The sequence below is a fragment of the Mesorhizobium sp. P2_E10 genome, from assembly GCF_056404235.1.
The window spans coordinates 69,789-92,867 of sequence record NZ_JBFUEK010000007.1 but is presented as its reverse complement, the minus strand read 5'-3'; the positions used below and the strand labels follow the sequence as shown (position 1 = coordinate 92,867).

23 protein-coding genes are annotated in these 23,079 nt (G+C 63.0%); 5 read left to right on the top strand and 18 right to left on the bottom strand.

What is annotated here, in order from left to right; genetic code table 11:
• Positions 1 to 89: 89 nt before the first annotated feature.
• Positions 90 to 344, top strand: a complete 255-nt coding sequence (locus tag AC1D0N_RS19750) for a DUF1127 domain-containing protein (RefSeq protein WP_477246786.1) — start codon at positions 90 to 92, stop codon at positions 342 to 344.
• 51 nt (positions 345 to 395) lie between these two features.
• Here the strand turns inward: AC1D0N_RS19750 and AC1D0N_RS19745 are convergent, their stop codons facing one another.
• Positions 396 to 1,268 (bottom strand): aldose 1-epimerase family protein, encoded by an 873-nt coding sequence (locus tag AC1D0N_RS19745; protein WP_477247190.1) that lies wholly within the window; start codon positions 1,266 to 1,268, stop codon positions 396 to 398.
• A gap of 192 nt (positions 1,269 to 1,460) precedes the next feature.
• Here AC1D0N_RS19745 and AC1D0N_RS19740 point away from each other — a divergent pair, with 192 nt between their 5' ends.
• On the top strand, positions 1,461 to 2,645 hold the full coding sequence (locus AC1D0N_RS19740; protein ID WP_477246784.1) for an amino acid aminotransferase: 1,185 nt from the start codon (positions 1,461 to 1,463) through the stop codon (positions 2,643 to 2,645).
• 89 nt (positions 2,646 to 2,734) lie between these two features.
• Complete coding sequence (mazG, locus tag AC1D0N_RS19735) at positions 2,735 to 3,559, top strand: nucleoside triphosphate pyrophosphohydrolase (RefSeq protein ID WP_477246782.1); 825 nt, start codon at positions 2,735 to 2,737, stop codon at positions 3,557 to 3,559.
• A 6-nt stretch (positions 3,560 to 3,565) separates the two neighbouring features.
• Here the strand turns inward: mazG and hflX are convergent, their stop codons facing one another.
• The 8 genes from hflX to dusB form a co-directional block, all read right to left on the bottom strand.
• The gene (gene hflX / locus AC1D0N_RS19730) at positions 3,566 to 4,954 is read right to left on the bottom strand and encodes a GTPase HflX (protein ID WP_477246780.1); all 1,389 of its coding nucleotides are present in this window, start codon (positions 4,952 to 4,954) and stop codon (positions 3,566 to 3,568) included.
• Positions 4,955 to 5,200: an RNA chaperone Hfq gene (gene hfq / locus AC1D0N_RS19725; RefSeq protein ID WP_006202172.1), complete on the bottom strand. Its 246-nt coding sequence runs from the start codon at positions 5,198 to 5,200 to the stop codon at positions 4,955 to 4,957.
• 145 nt (positions 5,201 to 5,345) lie between these two features.
• Positions 5,346 to 6,209 carry a D-amino-acid transaminase gene (locus tag AC1D0N_RS19720; RefSeq protein ID WP_477246778.1) on the bottom strand — a complete coding sequence of 288 codons (864 nt, stop codon included), beginning with the start codon at positions 6,207 to 6,209 and terminating at the stop codon, positions 5,346 to 5,348.
• Positions 6,210 to 6,301: 92 nt separating this feature from the next.
• A complete protein-coding gene (ntrX, locus tag AC1D0N_RS19715; RefSeq protein ID WP_477246777.1) occupies positions 6,302 to 7,663 on the bottom strand; it encodes a nitrogen assimilation response regulator NtrX in 1,362 nt (453 codons plus the stop codon).
• Positions 7,653 to 9,950, bottom strand: coding sequence for a sensor histidine kinase NtrY-like (locus AC1D0N_RS19710; RefSeq protein WP_477246775.1), 2,298 nt, complete (start codon positions 9,948 to 9,950; stop codon positions 7,653 to 7,655). Before AC1D0N_RS19710 ends, ntrX begins: the two co-directional genes overlap by 11 nt.
• A gap of 145 nt (positions 9,951 to 10,095) precedes the next feature.
• Positions 10,096 to 11,553 carry a nitrogen regulation protein NR(I) gene (gene ntrC, locus AC1D0N_RS19705; RefSeq protein ID WP_477246773.1) on the bottom strand — a complete coding sequence of 486 codons (1,458 nt, stop codon included), beginning with the start codon at positions 11,551 to 11,553 and terminating at the stop codon, positions 10,096 to 10,098.
• Positions 11,550 to 12,695 carry a two-component system sensor histidine kinase NtrB gene (locus AC1D0N_RS19700; RefSeq protein ID WP_477246771.1) on the bottom strand — a complete coding sequence of 382 codons (1,146 nt, stop codon included), beginning with the start codon at positions 12,693 to 12,695 and terminating at the stop codon, positions 11,550 to 11,552. The genes ntrC and AC1D0N_RS19700 overlap by 4 nt, the downstream gene beginning before the upstream one ends.
• Positions 12,692 to 13,720 (bottom strand): tRNA dihydrouridine synthase DusB, encoded by a 1,029-nt coding sequence (gene dusB, locus AC1D0N_RS19695; protein ID WP_477246769.1) that lies wholly within the window; start codon positions 13,718 to 13,720, stop codon positions 12,692 to 12,694. The genes AC1D0N_RS19700 and dusB overlap by 4 nt, the downstream gene beginning before the upstream one ends.
• Positions 13,721 to 13,859: 139 nt before the next feature.
• On the opposite strand from dusB, the gene AC1D0N_RS19690 reads away from it, so the two are divergent.
• Together AC1D0N_RS19690 and AC1D0N_RS19685 are read left to right on the top strand one after the other, a co-directional pair.
• Entirely contained in the window at positions 13,860 to 15,086 is a 1,227-nt protein-coding gene (locus tag AC1D0N_RS19690) for a bifunctional 2-C-methyl-D-erythritol 4-phosphate cytidylyltransferase/2-C-methyl-D-erythritol 2,4-cyclodiphosphate synthase (protein WP_477246767.1), read from the top strand.
• Positions 15,083 to 15,571 (top strand): CinA family protein, encoded by a 489-nt coding sequence (locus tag AC1D0N_RS19685; RefSeq protein WP_477246765.1) that lies wholly within the window; start codon positions 15,083 to 15,085, stop codon positions 15,569 to 15,571. The genes AC1D0N_RS19690 and AC1D0N_RS19685 overlap by 4 nt, the downstream gene beginning before the upstream one ends.
• Here AC1D0N_RS19685 and AC1D0N_RS19680 read toward each other — a convergent pair.
• From AC1D0N_RS19680 to AC1D0N_RS19640, 9 genes are all read right to left on the bottom strand, one after another.
• The gene (locus AC1D0N_RS19680; protein ID WP_477246763.1) at positions 15,568 to 16,020 is read right to left on the bottom strand and encodes a type II toxin-antitoxin system RatA family toxin; all 453 of its coding nucleotides are present in this window, start codon (positions 16,018 to 16,020) and stop codon (positions 15,568 to 15,570) included. The genes AC1D0N_RS19685 and AC1D0N_RS19680 overlap by 4 nt on opposite strands.
• 12 nt (positions 16,021 to 16,032) lie before the next feature.
• The gene (gene lipA, locus AC1D0N_RS19675) at positions 16,033 to 16,998 is read right to left on the bottom strand and encodes a lipoyl synthase (RefSeq protein ID WP_477246761.1); all 966 of its coding nucleotides are present in this window, start codon (positions 16,996 to 16,998) and stop codon (positions 16,033 to 16,035) included.
• Positions 16,999 to 17,135: 137 nt separating this feature from the next.
• Positions 17,136 to 17,393 (bottom strand): GlsB/YeaQ/YmgE family stress response membrane protein, encoded by a 258-nt coding sequence (locus AC1D0N_RS19670; protein ID WP_477246759.1) that lies wholly within the window; start codon positions 17,391 to 17,393, stop codon positions 17,136 to 17,138.
• Between the two features lie 101 nt (positions 17,394 to 17,494).
• Positions 17,495 to 18,940 carry a dihydrolipoyl dehydrogenase gene (lpdA, locus tag AC1D0N_RS19665; RefSeq protein WP_477246757.1) on the bottom strand — a complete coding sequence of 482 codons (1,446 nt, stop codon included), beginning with the start codon at positions 18,938 to 18,940 and terminating at the stop codon, positions 17,495 to 17,497.
• 25 nt (positions 18,941 to 18,965) lie between these two features.
• Positions 18,966 to 19,604 (bottom strand): SGNH/GDSL hydrolase family protein, encoded by a 639-nt coding sequence (locus AC1D0N_RS19660; protein WP_477246756.1) that lies wholly within the window; start codon positions 19,602 to 19,604, stop codon positions 18,966 to 18,968.
• The gene (locus AC1D0N_RS19655) at positions 19,601 to 19,981 is read right to left on the bottom strand and encodes a hypothetical protein (protein ID WP_477246754.1); all 381 of its coding nucleotides are present in this window, start codon (positions 19,979 to 19,981) and stop codon (positions 19,601 to 19,603) included. The genes AC1D0N_RS19660 and AC1D0N_RS19655 overlap by 4 nt, the downstream gene beginning before the upstream one ends.
• A gap of 14 nt (positions 19,982 to 19,995) precedes the next feature.
• Positions 19,996 to 21,366: a pyruvate dehydrogenase complex dihydrolipoamide acetyltransferase gene (locus AC1D0N_RS19650; RefSeq protein WP_477246752.1), complete on the bottom strand. Its 1,371-nt coding sequence runs from the start codon at positions 21,364 to 21,366 to the stop codon at positions 19,996 to 19,998.
• A 3-nt stretch (positions 21,367 to 21,369) separates the two neighbouring features.
• Entirely contained in the window at positions 21,370 to 21,657 is a 288-nt protein-coding gene (locus tag AC1D0N_RS19645; protein WP_477246750.1) for a hypothetical protein, read from the bottom strand.
• Between the two features lie 12 nt (positions 21,658 to 21,669).
• Entirely contained in the window at positions 21,670 to 23,067 is a 1,398-nt protein-coding gene (locus AC1D0N_RS19640) for a pyruvate dehydrogenase complex E1 component subunit beta (RefSeq protein ID WP_477246748.1), read from the bottom strand.
• Positions 23,068 to 23,079 lie beyond the last annotated feature (12 nt).

Sequence of the window (23,079 nt, the reverse complement as noted above, 5' to 3'; positions counted from 1 at the left end):
CCGTCCGTATCCGGCAGAATTCAGCCTCATTCAGGTCGAGGGCCCCAGACTTCAACAGAATGGGTCCCTCAAACCATATGGAGGTTGCCATGACCAATACTCTTGTGCCGGCCCCGTGTCAGGCAGCGCGCCCGGGAATGCCAGCGGCGCGGGCGTCGCGTCGGCACCTGACGACCCTGCGAAGCCTTATCGCGACCTGGCGCGATAGGAGCTGGCGCGAGCGGATACACTTTCGCTGGCAACTCAGGCAAATGGCGAACGACAATCCGCATCTGATCGACGATATCGGGCTGACGAAGCGGCAGGTCGAGGCAGAGATCGCCAAGCGCTTCTGGCAAGCATAAGGCGAATGCTGCAACCACACGCGAGCGCCCCGACCGCGCTGTGTACCGCGTCTATCGCAGATGGATTTGATACCTCAGCACGTGCTTCTCGGCCGGCGCAATCAGCATAATGCCCGGCTTGCTGGTGAACTCGCCGTCGAAATCCGTCGGGCTCGCAGTACCATGCCAGGGTTCGATGCACAGGAACGGCGCACCCCCCGGCTTGGACCAGATGCCGAGTTCCTGAAATCCCTGCCACGAGACCTCAATCGCCGGACCCCGGTCGGCGGCGTAGCGCACGCTGCTGCTGGCCGGTCGATCCATGATGACGGCATCCTCGTCAAACAGCAGTTCGGACAGCGCGAGAACCTTGCCTTCAACAGGCGTGGGCTGTGGCGCTGCCAGCAGCAAGCCGTCTTTCAGCCGGCGGATCGGCGCATGCTCGGCATTGGCAAAGTCCAGCCGGTAAGCTTCCTTGGGCAGATCCGGCAGCAATGGCCAGTTGAATGCCGGATGCGCCCCGGTCGACGCCGGCAGCGGCTCGTCGCCGGTGTTGGTGATGTCGAAGGTCACGCCAAGTTGTTGGCGTTCAAGCGTGTAGGTCACAGCAAGGCGAAAGGCGAACGGATAGCGTGTGCGGCTATCGGCGTCATCGGTGAGAACGAGCGTACAGGACCGAGGCCCCCTCTCCGCCCATTCAAACCGCTTGTCACGCGCAAATCCGTGCTGCGTCATCGGATAGACTTGGCCTTTGTGGCGCAGTTGATCTCCCTTCAGCCGTCCGACGATCGGAAACAGCACCGGCGAATGGCGCCGCCAGGCCGGACCCGCCTGCCAAAGGAACTCTAACCCATCAGTGTTTCGCAGCGAAACCAGTTCGGCGCCCTGCGCGACTATGGTCGCCGTGATGCCGTCGGCCTCAAGCGTTTGACTGTCCTGTGACACTTTCCCTCGCACGGCAGATCTGTTGGTTGGTGTGGCCGGCAGGTTAGCAAAAGCCTCAAGGGACTCAAACAGTACAGATAGTCTGCTGCAGTTCGGAAGCGACTCGTCTGGAACGTTCAGCTGGCGCACACGAAAGCACTGGCGAAGCACGGCCGATTTGCGTATCACTCCGCCGCCAACGGAACCACGCCGATGTTCGAAGACCTTCAGCCTGCCCCCACGGACAAGATCCTTGCCCTGATCGGCCTCTATCGCGCCGATCCACGCCCCGGCAAGGTCGACCTCGGCGTTGGCGTCTACAAGGATCGCGACGGCAAGACGCCGGTCATGCGCGCCGTGCGCGAGGCCGAAAAGCGCTTGCTGCAAAGCCAGGACACCAAGACCTATCTCGGCCTTGCCGGCGACACCGCTTTCAACACGGTGATGGCGAAGCTGGCCTTTGGCCCCGCGGCCGACCTGACGCGCATTCGCGCCGCGCAGGCGCCGGGCGGCTCCGGCGCGTTGCGGCTGGTGGCCGAATTGCTGAAGCGCACGCGCTCCGATGCCACGATCTGGCTGTCGGACCCGACATGGCCGAACCACATGCCGGTGATGCGTGCCGCTGGCCTGCAGATCCGCGAGTATCCCTATTTTGACGCCGCCACCGGTGCCGTGCGCTTCGCCGACATGCTGGCTGCGCTACGCACCGCAAAGAGCGGCGACGTCGTGCTGCTGCACGGTTGCTGCCACAACCCGACTGGCGCCAATCTCGACATCACGCAGTGGGCCGAGATCGCCGATCTCTTGGTCGAGCGCGGCCTGCTGCCCTTTGTCGACATTGCCTATCAGGGCTTTGGCGAGGGCCTCGATGCCGACGCCGCCGGGTTGCGCCTGCTGGCCGCAAAAGTTCCGGAAATGGTCGTTGCCTCGAGCTGCTCGAAGAACTTTGCCGTCTATCGCGACCGCGTCGGCGCGGCGATGGTGCTGGCCAAGGACGCCGCGCAAGCCGACGTGGCGATGAGCCAGATGCTGTCGGCGGCGCGCGCCATGTATTCGATGCCGCCGGACCACGGCGCTGCCGCGGTGCGCATCGTGCTTGAAGACGACACGCTGCGCGCCGACTGGGAAGCGGAGCTGGAAGACATGCGCCTGCGCATGCTCAGGCTTCGCGTGGCGTTCGCTGAGGCGCTGCGGCGGCAGTCCAATTCCGATCGCTTCGATTTCGTCGCCAGCCACCGCGGCATGTTTTCCCGGCTTGGCCTCAGCGAGGCGCAGGTCGAGCGGCTGCGTGCCGAACATGGCGTCTACATGGTCGGCGACAGCCGCATCAACGTCGCCGGCCTGCCGGAGGACGGCATGGATGACCTGGCCAAGGCGATCGTCTCCGTCCTCGACTGACACGGCTCGTCCTGCTCAACTGTGGACAATGCGCCCTCGCCGGCTGACGGCATTGGCCGCGCGACCGGGTGCAGGATAGCATCCGGCCGATGAAACCTTCGCAAGACATTTCCCGGCTGATCGAGATCATGGCGGCGTTGCGGGCGCCGAAGACCGGCTGTCCGTGGGACATCGAGCAGGATTTCTCGACCATCGCCCCCTACACGATCGAGGAAGCCTATGAGGTGGCGGACGCGATCGCGCGCGGCGATCTCGACGACCTGCGCGACGAGCTCGGTGACCTGCTGCTGCAGGTCGTCTATCACGCGCAAATGGCGCAGGAGGTCGGCGAATTCGCCTTCGGCGATGTCGTCCAGGCCATCACCACAAAGATGATCCGGCGCCATCCGCATGTCTTCGGCGACGAAGAGGCGCGCAGCGCCGGCATGGCCAAGGGCATGTGGGAAAGGATCAAGGGCGAAGAAAGGGCCGAAAAGCGAAGCGCCCGCCTCGCCCGTGGGCTCGATCCCGAGGACAACGGCAAGGGTTTTCTCGACAGTGTGCCGGTCGCCCTGCCCGCGCTGACCCGCGCGCTCAAACTTCAGGAAAAGGCGGCCCGCGTCGGCTTTGACTGGAGCGAGGCGGCACCGATCCTCGACAAGATCGAGGAGGAAATCGGTGAATTGCGCGAGGCGCTGGCCAAGGGCGACACCGCCTCGATCAAGGACGAATTCGGCGACATGCTGTTTGCGGTCGTCAATCTCGGCCGCCACCTCAAGCTCGATTCCGAAGCGGCGCTCAGCGGCACCAATGAAAAATTCCGCTCGCGCTTCAACTATGTCGAGCGCGCGCTGGAAAGCTCCGGCAGCACGCTGGAAAAGGCGACTCTGGACGAAATGGAAGCACTCTGGCAGCAAGCCAAGAGCGCTAAATAAAAGCCGCTAACCGTTGTTTTTACGGTGCAAACGGCTTTCGATCTCTTGTTTGGCGCTGTGCGTGGCCATGAGCGAGATGGTTGTGCTGCCATCCTCGTTGTCGGCGCGCGATACGATGTCGCCATTGCGGTAGAGCCAGTCGACAAGCCCGAACTGCGCCGGTTTGATCGTCACGGTCAACTCCTCCAGTTCGCCCGACATCCGTGTCTCGATGATCGCCTTCAGCGCATCGATGCCCTCACCGGTAACCGCCGATATGGCGACCGGCGGCGCCTTGCCGTCAGCACCGTCGGCAAGCAGCCTCGCCCGGTTGCCTTCGTCGAGCCGGTCGATCTTGTTCCAGACTTCGATGACGCGCTTGGCGTCGCCGGCATCGACACCGAGATCGGCCAGGATGCGCTCGACATCCTCCGCCTGCGCGGCGGTGTCGGGATCGGAGATGTCGCGCAGATGGATGACGAGGTCGGCCTCGACCACCTCTTCCAGCGTTGCCCGGAAGGCGGCGACCAGATGCGTCGGCAGATCCGAGATGAAACCGACCGTGTCCGAAAGGATGATCGGCGTGCCATGCGGCAGGCGCACCCGGCGCAGCGTCGGATCTAGCGTGGCGAACAGCATATCCTCCGCCAGCACGTCTGCTCCGGTCACCTTGTTGAACAGCGTCGACTTGCCGGCATTGGTGTAGCCGACAATCGCCACCACCGGGAACGGCACCTTCCTGCGCTTGGCGCGGTGCAGGTCACGCGTGCGCCGCACCGTTTCCAGCTCGTGCTTCAGCTTAATGATCTTCTCCTGCAACTGCCGCCGGTCGGACTCGATCTGCGTTTCGCCGGGGCCGCCGAGGAAGCCGGCGCCACCGCGCTGGCGTTCCAGGTGGGTCCAGCTGCGTACGAGCCGGCCCTTCTGGTAGTTGAGATGCGCAAGCTCGACCTGCAGCGTGCCTTCCTTGGTCCGCGCGCGCTCTCCGAATATCTCGAGGATCAGCCCGGTGCGGTCCAACACCTTGGCGTTCATCTCTTTTTCGAGATTGCGCTGCTGCACCGGCGTCAGCGGATGGTCGACGATGACCACTTCCGCGTGCCCCTCTTTGACGATCTCGGCGAACTCCGCGACTTTGCCGCTGCCGAGCAAGGTCGCCGGGCGTGGATCGTTGACGGTCACCACCGCCGTGTGGATCAGATCGAGGTTGATGGCGCGCGCAAGGCCGACCGCTTCGTCATGGCGGGCCTCGGCCGAACGCGTCAGCCGTGGACGGTTCGTCTCGTCGTCATTGCGCTGGTGGCGGGTAAGGACGGGCACAATGACAACGGCCCGGGTCGGGCCCTTGGCTTCCGTCCCGGGATGATGCGTTGGTTTTCCGCGAACTGTAGCGTCCGCGTCTTTCTCACGTGCCAATCAGGCGCCCTGGCTTTCCTCGCCATCGAACATCTGAACCGGCTGGCTCGGCATGATCGTGGAAATGGCGTGCTTGTAGACGAGCTGAGAATGACCGTCACGCCGCAGCAGGACACAGAAATTGTCGAACGAAGTGACCACGCCGGTCAGCTTGACGCCGTTGATCAGGAAGATGGTGAGTGGGTTCTTGCTCTTGCGAACTGAGTTCAGGAACAGGTCCTGAAGGTTTTGCGATCGTTCCGCCATTGTTCTTGTCTTTCGCCGATCCCCTTCGGTTTGCAGCCCAGTGCGCCAAACTAAACGGCACATGTCAAGCGCGCAAACCCCCTCTTGCCGTCAGTAACGACAAGCAGAACGAGATATATTGATGTGCATTCCACCTGTGCGGTTATCAGGCTGGACTTTTTTCCGCAATGTCAAAAAAGGCCTGCCGCAACGAAAGTGTCACAGAACCGGGATGTCCGTTGGCGACCGGATCGCCATCGATGGCCACGACAGGCATGGCAATTGTCGTCGCTGAACTGATGAAAGCCTCGCGCGCGGCCTTGGCCTCAGTGACCGAAAAACCCCGCTCCTCGATCTTTAAGCCGAGCTTGGCTGCCACCTCGAACAGCGTCGTGCGGGTGATGCCGCGCAGGATGCCATGCTCGGCTGGCCTGGTGACCAGAACACCATCCCGCGTGACGATCCAAGCGTTCGATGAGCCGCCTTCCTTGACGTTGCCGTCGGTGTCGACAAACCACGCTTCTTGGGCGCCGGCTTCCTTGGCCTTCTGCTTGGCCAATACATTGGGCAGCAGTCCAACCGTCTTGATGTCGACCCTGTCCCACCGGTTCTCGAGCACGGTGATGACGGCGATGCCGGTCTCGGCTCGCTTTGCTCCAGCCGCCGGATCGGCCTTCCTGGCGGTCACCACCAGGGACGGCTTGGTGTCCGCCGCCGGGAAAACAAAGTCCCGGCTAGCGACGCCGCGCGTCACCTGGACATAAACCAGGCCGTTGGTGACGTGGTTGCGGTTGACCACTTCGCGCAGGATGAGCGGCAGCACACCTTGGGTGACCGGCCAGGCAATCGACAATTCGGTCAGCGAGCGGTTCAGCCGTGCGAGATGGCGCGGCATGTCGACGATGAAGCCGCGTGCCACCTCGCAGACCTCGTAGACGCCGTCGGCGAACTGATAGCCACGGTCTTCGATATGCACGGCAGCGTCGGCATGGGCGACGTAGCGCCCGTTCACATAGGCAATGCGCGGCATTCAGAAACCCTCGAGAATAGACCCGGCTGTCTTTAGGCGATTCCGCCGCCGCCGTAACCGACAATTGCGTGGGCCACGGCGAGCTGGGCCGATCAGACGCCCAGCGACTTCAACTTGCGGTGAAGTGCGGAACGCTCCATGCCGATGAACTCAGCCGTCTTCGAGATGTTGCCGCCAAAACGGTTGATTTGGGCGATCAGATAGTCCTTCTCGAACTGTTCGCGCGCTTCGCGCAGCGGCAACGCCATGATGTGCTGATCGGACTGGTTTGGCGTGCGCGGCATGACATCGCCGATTTCTGCCGGCAAAAGGTCGGCGGTGATCGGCGCATCGACATCGTCGCCACGCGCCAGGATCATCAGCCGCTCGACATTGTTGCGCAGCTGGCGGACGTTGCCGGGCCAGTTGTGCGCCTGCAGCACCGCCAGCGCATCATCGCCGATGCGACGAGGCCGGATGCCGGCCTGGCGCGCAATCTGCTTCATGAAATTGTCGACCAGATAGGGGATGTCCTCGCGCCGCTCGGCCAGCCCCGGCACCATGACCGGAACCACCGCCAGGCGATGATAGAGATCCTCGCGGAAACGGCCGTCGGCGATCATCGCCTCCAGGTTCTGCGAGGTCGACGAAATGATGCGGACATCGACCTTGACCCGCTTGGTCCCGCCTACCCGCTCGAATTGCTGCTCGACCAGCACGCGCAGGATCTTGTTCTGCGTCTCGCGCGGCATGTCGGCCACTTCGTCGATATAGAGGATACCGCGATGCGCTTCTTCCAGCGCCCCGACCTTGCGCTCGACACCGTTGGATTCGGTGCCGAACAGCTCGATTTCCATGCGCTCGGGCGTGATGTTGGCGGCACTCAGCGTCACGAACGGTGCGCCCTTGCGCGCCGACAGCGTGTGGATGGCACGCGCCGCCAGTTCCTTGCCCGAACCGGAGGGGCCGATGATCATGACGCGGCTGTTGGTCGGCGCGACGCGCTCGATGGTCTGCCGCAACTGGCTCATCGCCGACGACATGCCGATCAGGTCGAAGGTTTCGCCGCTGCGCTGCTTGAGATCCGAAACCTCGCGTCTCAATTTGGAGGTCTCGAGCGCGCGTTCGGCAATCAGGATCAGCCTGTCGGCCTTGAACGGTTTCTCGATGAAATCGTAGGCGCCACGGCGAATGGCCGACACCGCCGTTTCGATGTTGCCATGGCCGGAGATCATCACCACCGGCAAGGTCGGGTGCATGGTTTTGATCTCGTCAAGCAATGCCAGGCCGTCGAGACGCGAGCCCTGCAGCCAGATGTCGAGGAAAATCAACCGTGGCGCCCGGTCGGCGATCGCCGCCAGCGCGCTGTCGGCATCGAATGCCGTGCGGGTTTCATGACCTTCGTCGCTCAGAATGCCCGCGACGAGTTCACGGATGTCTTCCTCGTCATCGACGATGAGAATATCAGACGCCATTACCGACCTTTTCAGTTTCTCTTTCGTGTTCCGCCCTGCCCTCGCCACGCGACGGCGCGGCAGCAGTGGCGGCGGCGGCGGGCGGCAGGATGATGCTGATCATCGCGCCGCGCCCTTCGTGGAAATCCTTTGGAGCGTCATGCAGTTCGAGCCGTCCGCCATGGTCCTCCACGATCTTCTTGACGATTGCCAGACCGAGCCCGGTGCCCTTCTCGCGTGTCGTCATATAGGGCTCGAGCAGCCGTTGGCGATTCTCGCGCGGCAAACCTTTGCCATTGTCGATGACATCGATTCTGATTGCGCCATTCTGGCGCCCGGCTTGAATCCGGATTATGCCGTGCGGGCGGTCATTTTGATCAAGTCCGTCAATGGCCTCGGCGGCGTTCTTGATGACGTTGCCGAAAGCCTGCGCCATCAGGCGGCTGTCGAACGTGCCCTTCAGCGGCTCGTTGCCGAAGACGCGTTCGAAAGCGATGTCGGCACGGCTCACCTCGACCAGGAACGAAGCCTCACGCAACGATTCGCGCAAGTCGATAGCCTTCATCTCGGGCTTCGGCATGCGGGCAAAAGCCGAGAATTCGTCGACCATGCGACCGATGTCCTCGACCTGCCGGATGATCGTGTCGGTGCACTGGTCGAAAATTTCGCGGTCCTCGGTGATGACCTTGCCGAAGCGGCGTTTGATGCGCTCGGCCGAAAGCTGGATCGGCGTCAGCGGGTTCTTGATCTCGTGGGCAATGCGCCGCGCCACGTCGGCCCAGGCCGACGAACGCTGTGCCTGCACCAGGTCGGTGATGTCGTCGACCGTCACCACATAGGATTTTTCTTCCGACCCGTCGTCGCCGGCCTCGATGGTGATCTGCACGTTGAAGGTCCGCTCGGCACCGGCGCGATAGAAGGTCACCTGCTCGCGGTAGACCGGCTTGCCCGACTTGCGGCCGATCTCGAAGACGCGGCCGACATGCGGCAGCACCGCGGAAAGGTTCTGCCCGAGCGCTCCGGTTGCCGATATGGCCAGCATCGTCTCGGCCGATTTGTTGACGATGGTGACGATGCCGTAAGGGTCGACGCCGATGACGCCGGCGGTAACGCCGGCAAGCACCGCTTCCGAAAAGCGCCGGCGCTCGTCGATCAAATCCTTGGCGGAGAGGATCTCGTTGCGCTGCGATTTCAGCTCCAGCAGCATCTTGTTGAACGTATCGCCGAGCGATGCGACATCGCCGTCGGAAGGTCGAACGGCGACGGCGACGTCGAGATTGCCGGTCGCAACCTCGTCAGCCGCACCGATCAGCTGGCGGATTGGCCGCACCAGGCGGTCGGCGACCGCAATGCCGGTCCAGATGGCCGACAGGATGATGATCAGCGTCAAGGACAGATAGGGAAGCGCAAACGCCACCTGTGACGTGCGGCGATTTTCTTCCAGGCCGCGATATTCTGCGGTGTTGGACTGGACGATCTGCCGCGCCTTGATGACTTCGGGATCGACGAGGCGAATGGTGTAGAGATAGAGCCCTTCGATCTCGCGCAACTTGACGATGGCGCCCATGATGTTGCGGGTCTTTGGTTCGATCAGCACCGGCTTGCCGTCGGCAGCGCTGGCTACGGCACCTTCCGGCGGCTCGGGCATGGCGAAATCCGTGTCGGTCTTGGCGCTCATGACGAACGAGCCGTCAGGCTTGATCAGCGCCGCATGGGCCAATGTTCGTCCGACGGCTTCCTTGTTCATGAGGTCGAGAAAGCCAGTCCTATCGAGGCCGTAGAGCGTGCGCGACGCATCGAGGTCATAGGCCATCGACAGTGTCGTACCCTGCAGATTGCGGGCGTTTTCCTGCACATAGGCATCGGCGATCGACAGCGACGAATTGACGATCGTCTTGGTGCGGATCTCGAACCAGCGGTCGAGGCCGATATCGAGCGTGATCGAGGCGATGATGGCCACCATGATGGCGGGAATGGCAGCGACCAGCGCAAACATCGCCACGATGCGCACATGCAACCGCGACGCCGCCTTGCCGTGCCGGCGCGCCATCGCGATGCGATGCACCTCGCGGCCAACCAGCGCGATCAGGAACAGGACGAAGGTGGCATTGAGCGCAATAAGCGCCAGCGTCGTCTTCTCGTCCGGTGTGATCGGCGTGGCGCCGACGAGAATGGCAAACGAGATCGCGGCCGTAATCAGCGCACCGGCAATTGCAACCACGCCGGGCAACGCAAGCAGCCGGCGCCCATCCCTTGCGCCGGGTTCGCTGAAAAGCGGTTCGTTCAGTGTCGGAGCCTGCGGAGCCATGTCGCCGTCTGGAGCCATTGATTGCGTCGGATGTATGCAACGCATTGTGGCGATTATGCAACAAGTGTGACCGAGACGGAAATCTTTCGGCGCTCGATCCCCGGAAAAACGGCGGGCCTACACCCTTTCGTCCGGATTTGTGATTTCAAGACCTCGACGATTTGTAGACGTTGACGCCGAGCTCGCGAATCTTCTTGCGCAGCGTATTGCGGTTCAAGCCCAGCAGTTCCGCGGCCTTGATCTGGTTGCCGCGCGTTGCCGTCATCGAGGCCAGCACCAGCGGATATTCGACCTCGGACAGAATGCGCTGGTAGAGGCCGGCAGGCGGCAATTCGCCGGCAAATGACGTAAAATAGCGCTGCAGGAAATGCTCCACCGCCTGGCCGATGGACAGGTCGTCCGGAATGAGGTTGCCGCCGCCCGGAACCACCGGCCTCTCGCCGGTCTTCAGTTCGGCTTCGATGATCTCGGCCGAAATCTCGTCCTGGGAGTAGAGGGCGGCAAGCCGGCGAACCAGGTTTTCCAGTTCGCGCACATTGCCGGGCCACGGATAGCGCTTCATCAGCTCGATGCCGCCAGTGGAAATGCGCTTGGTCTGCAGGCCTTCCATGGCGCCAAGCTTAAAGAAGTGGCGCACCAGATCCGGAACGTCCTCGGACCGCTCGCGCAACGCCGGCAGCCTGAGCGGCACGACGTTCAGGCGATAGAAAAGGTCCTCGCGAAACAGCCCCTGGTTGATCAGCGTGCGCAAATCCTTGTTGGTGGCGGCAACGATGCGCACATCCGTCTTGATCGGCGTGCGTCCGCCGACCGTGGTGTATTCGCCTTGCTGCAGCACGCGCAGAAGCCGCGTCTGCGCTTCCATCGGCATGTCGCCGATCTCGTCGAGGAACAGCGTGCCGCCTTCAGCCTGTTCGAAACGGCCGGTGGAGCGGTTCTGCGCGCCGGTGAAGGCGCCCTTCTCATGGCCGAACAGTTCCGATTCGATCAGATCGCGCGGGATTGCCGCCATGTTGATCGCGACGAACGGGCCGCCACGGCGGCGGCCATATTCGTGCAATGCACGGGCCACCAGTTCCTTGCCGGTACCCGATTCGCCTGAGATCATCACCGTCAGGTCGGTCTGCATCATGCGCGCCAGCATGCGGTAGATGTCCTGCATGGCCGCCGAGCGGCCGACCAGCGGCATCGTTTCCGGCTGCTCGGCCGGCCCGGTGTCGATCTTCGGTCGCCGCGGCTCGGAAAGTGCCCGGTTGACGATGTTGAGCAGCTCGGTCAGGTCGAACGGCTTCGGCAGATATTCGTAAGCGCCGGTTTCAGAAGCGCGAATCGCGGTCATGAAGGTGTTTTGCGCACTCATGACGATAACCGGCAGTTCCGGCCGTGCCTTCTTGATGCGCGGCAGCATGTCGAAAGCGTTCTCGTCCGGCATGACCACGTCAGTGATCACCAGATCGCCCTCGCCCGCAGCCACCCAGCGCCAAAGCGTCGAGGCGTTGGAGGTCACGCGCACCTCATGGCCGACGCGCGACAGCGCCTGATTGAGCACGGTGCGGATGGCCGCGTCGTCGTCGGCGACGAGAATATTGCCGCGAACCGTCATTTGCGGTCTCCTTCGCCTTCATCATCGGCAGTGTCGTAGGGTGTTTCTTTCCAGGCCGGCATCAGGATGCGGAAGGTGGTTCCGCGCGGCGTCGAATCGCATTCGATGATGCCGCCATGTTCGCCGACGATTTTTGCCACCAGCGCCAGGCCGAGGCCTGAACCATTCGGCTTGGTGGTGATGAAGGGGTCGAACAGGATCGGCAGGATGTCCTCGGAAACTCCGGAACCATTGTCGCGCACGCAGAATTCCAGCGGCAGCGAGACGCGATCCTGCGTCCCCGGCACTGAAACACGGATGCCCGGCCGAAAAGCGGTCGACAGGATAATCTCGCCGTGCGGATCGCTGCCGATCGCCTCGGCGGCGTTCTTGACCAGGTTGAGGAACACCTGGATCAGCTGGTCGCGGTTGGCGAACACCGGAGGCAATGATGGATCATAGTCCTCCAATATCTTGATTCGTTTGGCAAAACCGTTCTTGGCAAGCGCCTTCACGTGGTCGAGCACGACATGGATGTTGACCGGGTAGCGGTCGATCGGCCGCTCGTCGGTAAACACCTCCATGCGATCGACCAGCGAGACGATGCGGTCGGTCTCGTCGGTGATCAGCCGCGTCAGTGCGCGGTCTTCGTCGGAAGCCGAGAGTTCGAGCAGCTGGGCAGCACCGCGTATGCCCGACAGCGGGTTCTTGATCTCGTGGGCAAGCATGGCGGCAAGGCCAGTGACCGAGCGCGCCGCACCGCGATGCGTCATTTGCCGGTCGATCTTGTCGGCCATCGACCGCTCCTGGAACATCACCACGACCGAGCCTGGGAATTCCGGCACCGGCGCCACATAGAGGTCGACGACCTTTTCGATGCCGAGACGGGGCGACGACACATCAACGCGGTACTCGTTGACCGGCGCGCGGCGCTCGCGCACCTGGTCGACCAGCGTCAACAGCGGGCTGCCGAAGGGAATGAGTTTTGGCAGCGTGTTGCGGGCGAGCATGGTCGCACTCGAGCGAAAAAAGTCTTCGGCGTCGGCATTGGCGTAGGTGATGAACCCCTCCGTATCCACCATGATCACCGGTCGGCGGATGGTGTTGAGCACGATGTGGGCGGCTTTCGCCATGTCGGTGCCCTGTGTAACGGTGGCGCTCATGCCGCGCTCCGCAGGTTCATCGCACCGGCAGCGCTTGAAAACACATCGCGCAGCTCAGCGATCACACGGGCGGGTTCGAACGAGGTCAGGATCGCCTTGCGCCGGTCGTCAGCAACGCCGGCGGCGTTGCGGTCGAGGTACCAGCCGAGGTGCTTGCGTGCCTGGCGCAGGCCGCTTTCGACGCCGTAAAGGGTCAGCATGTCCTCGTAGTGGGAGGCGATGTAGTCGGCCAAGGCTGCCGGGCTTTCCGGGATGCCGGAGGCTGGATTGCCCGCTGCGGCCGCAGCGATTCTGCCGGCCGTCCATGGCGCGCCGTAATGGGCGCGGCCGATCATCACCGCATCGGCGCCCGACTGGTCAAGGATATCGGCGGCCTCCGCCGGCGAGCCGACATCGCCATTGGCGACAACCGGGATCGACACGGCGTTCTTGATGCGGGCGATGGCGCGCCAGTCCGCCTTGCCTTGATAGAACTGGCAACGCGTGCGGCCATGCACCGTCACCATCCTGACGCCGGCTTGTTCGGCGCGGCGCGCCAGCATAGGTGCATTGAGCGCACTTTCATCCCAGCCGAGCCGCATCTTGACCGTGACCGGCACCTCGACGGCACCAACCACGGCCTCGATCAGCGACAATGCGTGGTCGAGATCGCGCATCAGCGCCGAACCGGCATAGCCGCCCGTCACCTTCTTGGCCGGGCAGCCCATGTTGATGTCGATGATGTCGGCGCCCTCACCGGCGGCGATTCGCGCGCCTTCGGCCATATGCGCGGCCTCGCGGCCGGCAAGCTGGACCATGTGTACCGGCAGGCCGGAGTGACGGATGCGCAGGTCGCAACCTGCCCTGCCCTTGGCAAGCTCACCGCTGGCCACCATTTCGGATACGACCAGGCCCGCACCGTGCGCATGGGCGCGCTGCCGGAAGGGTTCGTCGGTAATCCCCGACATCGGCGCGAGAAAGACGCGATTGCGGATTTTCACGCCGCCCACGTCCAGCGGCGAAGCCAATTTGGTCACATCAGGCATGCACAAAAACCAAGCATGTTCAATTGCTGCACATTCTCTAGCCAGAATGCTGGCAATGTGCAACGCGGAATGACGCCACATCAAGACGCATTCGGGAAAATGCTGGCCTTCGACGATAGCCGCGACTAAGGCACTCACAATGACAGATGCAAGCGAAAAACAAGTGGCTGCGGGCGACAAGGTTGGCGTGGTTATCGTCGCCGCCGGCCGTGGTGCGCGTGCCGGCCAGGCCGATGGCCCGAAGCAGTACCAGAGCATCGGCGGCAGCGCTGTCATTGCGCGCACGCTGGATATGTTTCTTTCGCACCCGAGAACCGGTCCCGTCATCGTCGCCATTCATGCCGACGACCGCGCGCTCTTCCGCCGCGCGGCTGGCGCAAATGCCGACCGGGTCACAGCCGTGATCGGCGGCGAATCGAGGCAGGCCTCGGTCCGGCTTGGCCTGCTTGCGCTGCGGGAACATGCGCCGAGCCGGGTTCTCGTTCATGACGCCGTGCGTCCCTTCGTGGACGCCGGCCTGATAGACCGCACGATTGAGGCCATCGGCGAGCGCCAGGGCGCGCTGCCGGCTCTGCCCGTCGCCGACACGCTGAAGCGCGAGTCGGCCGCCGGCATGATCGAAGAGACGGTTTCCAGAAACGGGCTTCATGCCGCGCAGACGCCGCAGGGCTTTCCTTTCTGGCCGATCCTGGCTGCGCACGAAAAGGCCCATCATTTGGGCAAGACGGATTTCACCGACGACGCCGCGATCGCCGAATGGGCGCATATTCCGGTAAAAATCGTCCAGGGATCACCGGACAATGTCAAACTGACCTGGGCAAGGGACATCGCGATGGCGGATCAGCGGCTTTCCGGCGAACATCAGCGTTTTCCCGACATCCGCACTGGCAACGGCTATGACGTGCACGCGTTTGAGCCCGGCGACCATGTCACTTTGTGCGGCATTGCCATCCCGCACGGCAAGAAACTGTCGGGACATTCGGACGCCGATGTCGGCCTGCATGCCTTGACCGACGCGCTGCTCGCCACCTGTGGCGCCGGCGACATCGGCACGCATTTCCCGCCCTCCGATCCGCAATGGAAGGGCGCGGCTTCAAAAATCTTCGTGGAGCACGCGGCGAAGCTGGTGCGCGGGCGCGGCGGGCGGATCGCCAATGCCGACATCACGCTGATCTGCGAGGCGCCGCGCGTTGGCCCGCATCGCGAGGCGATGACGCAAGCCCTTTCGGCGATGCTGGGAATTTCCAGCGACCGCATCTCGATCAAGGCGACAACCAACGAAAAACTCGGCTTTGTCGGCCGCGAGGAAGGCATAGCGGCTATCGCCACCGCCAGCGTCGTGTTTCCCGGCGAAGTCCCCGCATGAGCAACGCCGAGCTCGCCAACGCCCTGCTCCTGGCATGCCAGCAACGCGGCATCATGCTGGCAACGGCCGAAAGCTGCACCGGCGGCCTGATCATCGCCGCGCTGACCGACATCGCCGGCTCATCGGCCGCCGTCGATCGCGGTTTCATCACCTATTCCAACGAGGCCAAGATGGAGATGCTCGGCGTCTCCGCCGCTACACTCGACGCGCATGGCGCCGTCTCGCGCGAAACGGTGCTGGAGATGGCGGCCGGCGCGCTGGCGCATTCGCGCGCGAGCCTTTCTCTTGCCGTTACCGGCATAGCCGGCCCAGGCGGCGGTTCGGCCGACAAGCCGGTCGGCCTGGTCTGGTTCGGCCTGGCGCTCGCCGGCCAGCCGGTTGTCGCCGAGCGCCAGCTGTTTGGCCACAAGGGTCGCGAATTCATCCGCCACGAGACGGTGAGGCACGCGCTGCAACTCGGGCTGCGCGCGCTGGGCGCTAATTAGGCCGGCTTTCCATAAATGATGTCGGCGCGCTTCTCGAACGCCTCGGCGAACATGCGGAAGGCGCGGTCGAACATGGTTCCCATCACCGCGCCCAGAATGCGGCTCTTGAACTCGTAGTCGATGAAGAAACGGACGGTACAGCCGCCCTCGGCCGGCTCGAAGCGCCAGACATTGCTCAGATATTTGAACGGGCCATCGATGTATTTGACATCGATGGCGTTCTCATCCGGCTTCAACAGCACCTGCGTCGAGAACGTCTCGCGGATCGCCTTGTAGCCGATGGTCATGTCGGCAACGAGAATCGTCCGGCCGTCGCGCTCCTTGCGCGAACGAACCGTCAGCGCTTCGCAAAGCGGCAGAAATTGAGGATAGGTCTCGACATCCGCGACCAGCGCGAACATCTGCTCCGGCGTATGGGCGACGCGGCGAGTGGCTTCGAATTTAGGCATGAAACCAGCGTGTTAGGCTGATTTCTTGAGCAGCGCTTCACGCGCCGCGCGCAGCCTGGCGAAATCGTCGCCGGCGTGATGCGACGAACGCGTCAGCGGGCTCGACGCCACCAGCAGGAAACCCTTGGTCCGGCCGATCGTCTCGAAGGACTTGAATTCCTCCGGCGTGACGAAGCGGATCACCGGATGGTGCTTCTTCGATGGCTGCAGATACTGGCCGATGGTCATGAAGTCGACATTGGCCGAGCGCAGATCGTCCATCAATTGCAGGATCTCGTTCCGCTCTTCGCCGAGGCCAACCATGATGCCGGACTTGGTGAAGATCGACGGATCGAGCTCCTTGACCCGCTGCAGCAGCCTGATCGAGTGGAAGTAGCGCGCGCCCGGCCGCACGGTCAGATAGTTCGACGGCACCGTCTCGAGATTATGGTTGAAGACATCGGGTTTGGCCGCCACGACGATCTCCAGAGCGCCTTCCTTGCGCAGGAAGTCGGGCGTCAGGATTTCGATGGTCGTCAAAGGCGTCGCTGCCCGGATGGCGCGGATGACTTCGGCGAAATGCTGGGCACCGCCATCAGCTAGATCGTCGCGGTCGACGGAGGTGATGACGACATGGCTCAGCCCCATCTGCTTGACGGCGTGCGCGACACGCGCCGGCTCGTCGGCATCAAGTGCGGTCGGAATGCCGGTGGCGACGTTGCAGAAGGCGCAGGCGCGCGTGCAGATCTCGCCCATGATCATGAAGGTGGCGTGCTTCTTCTCCCAGCACTCGCCGATGTTGGGGCAGCCTGCTTCTTCGCACACCGTCACCAGCTTGTGCGACTTTACGATCTCGCGCGTCTCGGCATAGCCCTTCGACATTGGCGCCTTGACGCGGATCCAGTCGGGTTTGCGCAGCACATCCTGGTCGGGCTTGTGCGCCTTTTCAGGGTGCCGCAGGCGCGGCGCGTTGGCGATCGTGTCGAGGACAGTGACCATCTTGAACCTGGTTCGTTGGCGATCGCCTTTCGGGCTTTCGCTTTTCAAAGATCATCTAGGACTTTTCGGCACAAAGAAAAAGACCGTGGCAGCGCATGCCGCCACAGCCCTTTTCGCATACGTAGAATTGGTGCGGACTAACGGCGCACCATGCGTCCGACCGCGATCAGCAGGCAGGCGCCGATGAAGCCGGTGATCAGGAAAGCGAACCAGCCGACACCGAAGGGGCCGAAATGCAGCGCCTGCAGGATGGCATTGAGCACGATCGCGCCGACAATGCCGAGAACGATGTTCATCAGGATGCCGGTGTTGCTCTTCATGAACATCTCGGCGAACCACCCCGCCAGCCCTCCGATGATGATGGCTGCGACCCAGCCCACGCCATTCACGTCCATATGCTCTCTCCTCAGGTAACGGGTGAAAATGCATCCGGAAACGAATTACCTTGCCGTTAGGTTCCTTGGCTCCGGCGTGTGAGTCTCACGCCGCCAATTTATCATGCGTTGAGCGCGCGGCCATAGGCATCGAGCACGCTCTCCTTCATCATCTCTGACAGTGTCGGATGCGGGAAGATCGTGTGCATCAGCTCTTCCTCGGTGGTTTCGAGGTTCATCGCCACGACAAAACCCTGGATCAGCTCGGTCACTTCGGCGCCGACCATATGCGCGCCGAGCAGCTGACCCGTCTTCTTGTCAAAAATGGTCTTGATGAACCCCTGGTCCTCGCCGAGCGCGATCGCCTTGCCATTGGCGGCGAACTGGAAGCGGCCGACGCGGATGTCCTTACCCTCGGCCTTTGCCTTGGCTTCGGTCAGGCCGACGGAGGCGACCTGCGGGTTGCAATAGGTGCAGCCCGGGATCTTCAGCTTGTCGATGGCGTGCACGCCGGGGACATTGGCGATCTTTTCGACGCAGATCACGCCCTCATGCTCGGCCTTGTGGGCCAGCATCGGCGGTCCCGCGACATCGCCGATGGCGTAGATGCCGGGAACGTTGGTCTTGCCATAGCCGTCGACGACGACGCAGCCGCGATCGGTCTTCACGCCGAGCGTTTCCAGCCCGAGGCCCTCGATGTTGCCTTGCACGCCAACGGCCGAGATCATGCGGTCGGCGGTGATCTTCTCGACCTTGCCGTCCTTCATCTCGACATGCGCGGTGACCGAGTTGGCACCTTTCTCGACCTTGGTCACCTTGGCTTCGAGGATGATCTTCATGCCTTGCTTCTCGAACTGCTTCTGCGCGAACTTCGAAACCTCGGCGTCCTCGACCGGCATCACCGCCGGCAGAAGCTCGACCACCGTCACCTCGGCGCCCATGGTGCGATAGAACGAAGCGAATTCGATGCCGATGGCGCCCGAACCCATCACCAGCAGCGATTTCGGCATCTCCTTCGGCACCATCGCCTCAAAATAGGTCCAGATCAGCTTGCCGTCCGGCTCGATGCCGGGCAGCGCGCGCGGCCTGGCGCCAGTCGCCAGGATGATGTGCTTGGCGGTGTAGGTGCCCTCGCCCTTGACACCCTTCGGCACCGGCGGCTGCGGCTCCATCGGCTTCTTGACCGTCTTGGACACCACGATCTCGCCTGGTTTGGTGAGCTTTGCCTCGCCCCAGATCACGTCGACCTTGTTCTTCTTCATCAGGAAGGAAACACCGCCGTTCAGCCGCAGCGAAACCTTGCGCGAGCGGTCGACCACGGCAGCGGTGTCGACGCTGACCTTGCCGTCGAGCTTCAGCCCATAGTCCTTCAGGTGATTCGAATAATGCATGATCTCGGCCGAGCGCAGCAGCGCCTTGGTCGGGATGCAACCCCAGTTGAGGCAGATGCCGCCGAGATGCTCGCGCTCGACGATCGCCGTCTTGAAGCCGAGCTGGGCGGAACGCACCGCCGTGACATAGCCGCCGGGACCGGAGCCGATGATGATGACGTCGTAGGATTCAGCCACGGGTTTTCTCCCTGATTTTCTTTCTCTAGAGTTCCAGCATCACACGCACCAACGGCGCCAGCGCGTTGCCGATATTCCGCGTGTTTTCCGCATCGAGATGGACCCCATCGAGCGGCGTGGTCACGGCCACCGTGCCGGCGTCGAAAAAGCCGCAGCCGGCCTCTTCGGCAAGCGCGGAATATTGCGGCGCCAGCCGCTTCGAGGCTTCATCGCCGCCGGCAAACATTTCCTTGAATTCGGCATTGTCGGTGCGGCTGACCGCGGGCGGCGCGACGATGAGGATCTGCGGCGCGGCACAGCCGAACGGGTAGTCATGGCCGCGCACGATGTCGATCAGCCGCTGGATGCCTTGCTTGGCCGCGAGCGGATTGCCGTGGATCCAGGGCTTCATGTCGTTGGCGCCGAGCATAATGACGATCAGGTCGAGCGGCGCATGCGTCGTCAGCACAGTCGGCAACACTCTTGCGCCGTTGCGGTCGGCTCCCGCCAGATGATCGTCGAAAGCCGTGGTACGGCCGTTCAGGCCTTCGGCGATAATTTCGACATCGTCGCCCAATGCAGCCTGCAGCACGCTCGGCCAGCGGTCCTCCAGCGCATGGCGGCCAAGGCTCGCCGCGTCATAGCCCCATGTCAGCGAGTCGCCATAGCAAAGGATGGTTTTCATGCGCTTGCCTCTGCCTTGACCAGCCCGCGGCTTACCCGCCAGCGTACGAACAGCCATTGCACCACGATTGTCACCAGGCCCGGCACCACCGCCGCACTGCTGTCGGCGTAGAGGATCAAGGCGACCAGCAGGGCAATCAAGGCCGCGAAGACGATCAGCGACCACTTGCCCGTCCTTGCCACGGCCGCGACCGGATCGGTCATGAGCTGCGCCACGAAGAAGACAAAGGTGACAATGAAGGTCACCAGCACCGAAACCATGAAGACGAGGATGTATTCTTCCTGCGCATTGGTGATGACGGCCAGTTCCTGCGCTACCAGCCCGCCGGCCAGACCGGAAAGGATCAGGGCAAAAAGGCTGGTGACGAATTTCCGCACCGCCCTTTTCCTTCCTAGACCAGCATGCCCATCGGGTTTTCGATCAGCCGCTTGAAGGCGACCAGCAGTTCGGCGCCGAGCGCGCCGTCGACGGCGCGGTGATCGGTCGACAGCGTCACCGACATCACGGTGGCGACCTTGATCTCGCCATTCTTGACCACCGCACGCTGCTCGCCGGCACCCACCGCCAGTATCGTCGCATGCGGCGGGTTGATGACGGCGGCAAAGTCCTTGATGCCGAACATGCCGAGATTGGACACCGCCGTCGTGCCGCCCTGATACTCCTCAGGCTTCAGCTTGCGGCTGCGGGCACGGCTGGCCAGATCCTTCATCTCGTTGGAGATGGTGGACAGCGTCTTTTCGTCGGCGTGCCGGATGATCGGCGTGATCAGGCCGCCGGCGATCGACACGGCAACGCCGACATCGGCATGCTTGTGCTTGACCATGGCGCTGTCAGTCCATGAGGCATTGGCATCCGGCACCGCCTTCAGCGCCAGCGCCATCGCCTTGATCACCATGTCGTTGACCGACAGCTTGTAGGCAGGAACTTCGCCCTTTTCGGTCTTCTTCACCGGGGCCGCCGCGTTGAGCTGTGTGCGCAGCGCCAGCAGCGCGTCGAGCTCGCAGTCGAGCGTCAGGTAGAAATGCGGAATGGTGGTCTTGGCCTCGACCAGCCGCCGCGCGATGGTCTTGCGCATATTGTCATGCGGAACGAGATCGTAGGAGCCCTCGGCAAACAGTTTCAGCACCTGCTCGTCCGACATCGCCTTTGGCGCGGGTGCCGCAGCAGCCGGAGCGCCGGCAGGCGCCGCTTTCGCAGCCGGAGCCGCCTTGGCGCCACCACCGGCAATCGCCGCCTCGACATCGGCCTTGACGACACGGCCATGCGGGCCGGAGCCCGTCACTGCCGAGACATCGACACCGGCATCCTTGGCGATGCGACGGGCCAGTGGCGAGGCGAAGGAGCGCTCACCGCCTGCATGGCCGTTGGCAGCCGGAGCCGCCGCTGCCTTGGCCGGCGCAAGCGCAGCCGCAGCACCTTCCGGCTTCGGCGCTTCAGCCTTGGGAGCCTCAGCTTTCGGCGCTTCGGCCTTTGCTGGCGCAGCAGCGCCCCCGCTTTTCGCCGCCGCCCCTGCATCCTCGCCTTCAGCGGCAAGCACGGCGATCAGCGCATTGACCTTGACGCCTTCGGTGCCCGCCGGAACGACCAGCTTGGCGACAATGCCCTCATCGACGGCTTCGACTTCCATCGTCGCCTTGTCGGTCTCGATCTCGGCGATCACGTCGCCCGGCGAAACCTTGTCGCCCTCTTTGACGAGCCACTTGGAAAGATTGCCTTCTTCCATCGTTGGCGAGAGTGCCGGCATGGTAATGTTGATGGGCATCGCTCACTCCTGAATGAATTTGAACAGGCCGCGCATGACGGTCAGCGTGGCGACGATGAACACCGGTGGCAAGAACCCGAAATGGAAGCTGTTTTTGCTCATTTCGAGGCTCATCATGCCACCGGTCTGATCAAGTTGTGCGGAACCGGTTGCAACGATTGCCAGGACAAGCGAAGCGGCACCGCTGAGCATCAGCAAAACCGCATCGAACTTCCCGGTCATGCGGCGCACGAAAAAGGCCACGGCGACGGTGGGGACAATGACGGCGGCCAGAACCCAGAAGGACGGCATCGGCGCTGTATCCTAGCGATACGTGACGGCTTTGACGGCTTCGACGACCTCGCCGATATTCGGCAAGGCCAGCTTTTCGAGGTTGGCGGCATACGGCATCGGTACGTCCTTGCCGGCAATCGTGATCACCGGCGCGTCGAGGAAGTCGAAGGCGCGCTGCGACACCTGGTTGGCGATGTGGTCGCCGACCGAGCTCTGCGGATAGCCTTCTTCGACAACCACCAGGCGGTTGGTCTTCTTGACCGAGGCGATGATCGTGTCGAGATCGAGCGGACGGATGGTCCTGAGGTCGATGATCTCGACGTCGATGCCCATGGCGCGCAATTCGGCTTCCGCCTTGACCGCATAGGTCATACCGATGCCGAAGGAGACGATGGTGACGTCCTTGCCAGTCTTGTGGATACGCGCCTTGCCGATCGGCAGCACGAAATCGTCCATCTTCGGCACGTCGAAGGACTGGCCGTAGAGGATTTCGTTCTCGAGGAAGATGACCGGGTTCGGGTCGCGGATCGCAGCCTTCAGCAGGCCCTTGGCGTCAGCCGCTGTATAAGGCATCACCACCTTCAGCCCTGGGATATGGCTGTACCAGGCGGCGTAGCACTGCGAATGCTGGGCAGCGACGCGGGCCGCAGCACCGTTCGGTCCGCGGAAGACGATCGGCGCGCCCATCTGGCCGCCGGACATATAGAGCGTCTTGGCGGCGGAGTTGATGATCTGGTCGATCGCCTGCATGGCGAAGTTGAACGTCATGAACTCCACGATCGGCCTGAGACCTGCCATCGCAGCACCGACGCCGACGCCGGCAAAGCCGTGCTCGGTGATCGGCGTGTCGACGACGCGGCGTGGCCCGAACTCCTGCAGCAGCCCTTGCGTGATCTTGTAGGCGCCCTGGTACTCCGCGACCTCCTCGCCCATGACGAAGACGTCGCCATCGCGGCGCATTTCCTCGGCCATTGCATCGCGCAACGCCTCGCGCACCGTGGTCGAGACCATTTCGGTGCCGGCCGGAATGTCGGGATCGGCGGCAGCTTCTGTTTTCGGTGCTGCAGCAACGGGAGCCGCCTTGGCGGCCGGAGCAGCGTCTTCAGCCGCGGCCGGGGCTTCCGCCTTTGCCGGGGCTTCCGCTTTGGCGGGCGCCGCAGACTTGCCGGCATCGGCGGCACTTTCGCCCTCCTGCAGCAAGATGGCGATCACCGCGTTGACCTTGACGCCTTCGGTGCCGGCGGGAACCACGATCTTGCCGATCGTACCTTCATCGACGGCTTCGACTTCCATCGTCGCCTTGTCGGTCTCGATCTCGGCGATGACGTCGCCGGCGACGACCTTGTCGCCTTCGTTCTTCAACCACTTGGAAAGATTGCCCTCTTCCATGGTCGGCGAGAGAGCGGGCATGAGAATTTCGATCGGCATGTCCTTGCCCTC

Coding starts and splice junctions, on each gene's coding strand:
- ntrC (WP_477246773.1), bottom strand. CDS start 11,553: ATGACGGTTCGCGGCAATATTCTCGTCGCCGACGACGACGCGGCCATC.
- AC1D0N_RS19710 (WP_477246775.1), bottom strand. CDS start 9,950: ATGGCTCCGCAGGCTCCGACACTGAACGAACCGCTTTTCAGCGAACCC.
- lipA (WP_477246761.1), bottom strand. CDS start 16,998: ATGGTCACTGTCCTCGACACGATCGCCAACGCGCCGCGCCTGCGGCAC.
- AC1D0N_RS19680 (WP_477246763.1), bottom strand. CDS start 16,020: ATGCCTAAATTCGAAGCCACTCGCCGCGTCGCCCATACGCCGGAGCAG.
- dusB (WP_477246769.1), bottom strand. CDS start 13,720: ATGCCTGATGTGACCAAATTGGCTTCGCCGCTGGACGTGGGCGGCGTG.
- AC1D0N_RS19750 (WP_477246786.1), top strand. CDS start 90: ATGACCAATACTCTTGTGCCGGCCCCGTGTCAGGCAGCGCGCCCGGGA.
- AC1D0N_RS19685 (WP_477246765.1), top strand. CDS start 15,083: ATGAGCAACGCCGAGCTCGCCAACGCCCTGCTCCTGGCATGCCAGCAA.
- AC1D0N_RS19650 (WP_477246752.1), bottom strand. CDS start 21,366: ATGCCCATCAACATTACCATGCCGGCACTCTCGCCAACGATGGAAGAA.
- AC1D0N_RS19740 (WP_477246784.1), top strand. CDS start 1,461: ATGTTCGAAGACCTTCAGCCTGCCCCCACGGACAAGATCCTTGCCCTG.
- hfq (WP_006202172.1), bottom strand. CDS start 5,200: ATGGCGGAACGATCGCAAAACCTTCAGGACCTGTTCCTGAACTCAGTT.
- AC1D0N_RS19645 (WP_477246750.1), bottom strand. CDS start 21,657: ATGCCGTCCTTCTGGGTTCTGGCCGCCGTCATTGTCCCCACCGTCGCC.
- mazG (WP_477246782.1), top strand. CDS start 2,735: ATGAAACCTTCGCAAGACATTTCCCGGCTGATCGAGATCATGGCGGCG.
- AC1D0N_RS19720 (WP_477246778.1), bottom strand. CDS start 6,209: ATGCCGCGCATTGCCTATGTGAACGGGCGCTACGTCGCCCATGCCGAC.
- AC1D0N_RS19670 (WP_477246759.1), bottom strand. CDS start 17,393: ATGGACGTGAATGGCGTGGGCTGGGTCGCAGCCATCATCATCGGAGGG.
- AC1D0N_RS19640 (WP_477246748.1), bottom strand. CDS start 23,067: ATGCCGATCGAAATTCTCATGCCCGCTCTCTCGCCGACCATGGAAGAG.
- AC1D0N_RS19690 (WP_477246767.1), top strand. CDS start 13,860: ATGACAGATGCAAGCGAAAAACAAGTGGCTGCGGGCGACAAGGTTGGC.
- ntrX (WP_477246777.1), bottom strand. CDS start 7,663: ATGGCGTCTGATATTCTCATCGTCGATGACGAGGAAGACATCCGTGAA.
- AC1D0N_RS19700 (WP_477246771.1), bottom strand. CDS start 12,695: ATGAGCGCCACCGTTACACAGGGCACCGACATGGCGAAAGCCGCCCAC.
- AC1D0N_RS19660 (WP_477246756.1), bottom strand. CDS start 19,604: ATGAAAACCATCCTTTGCTATGGCGACTCGCTGACATGGGGCTATGAC.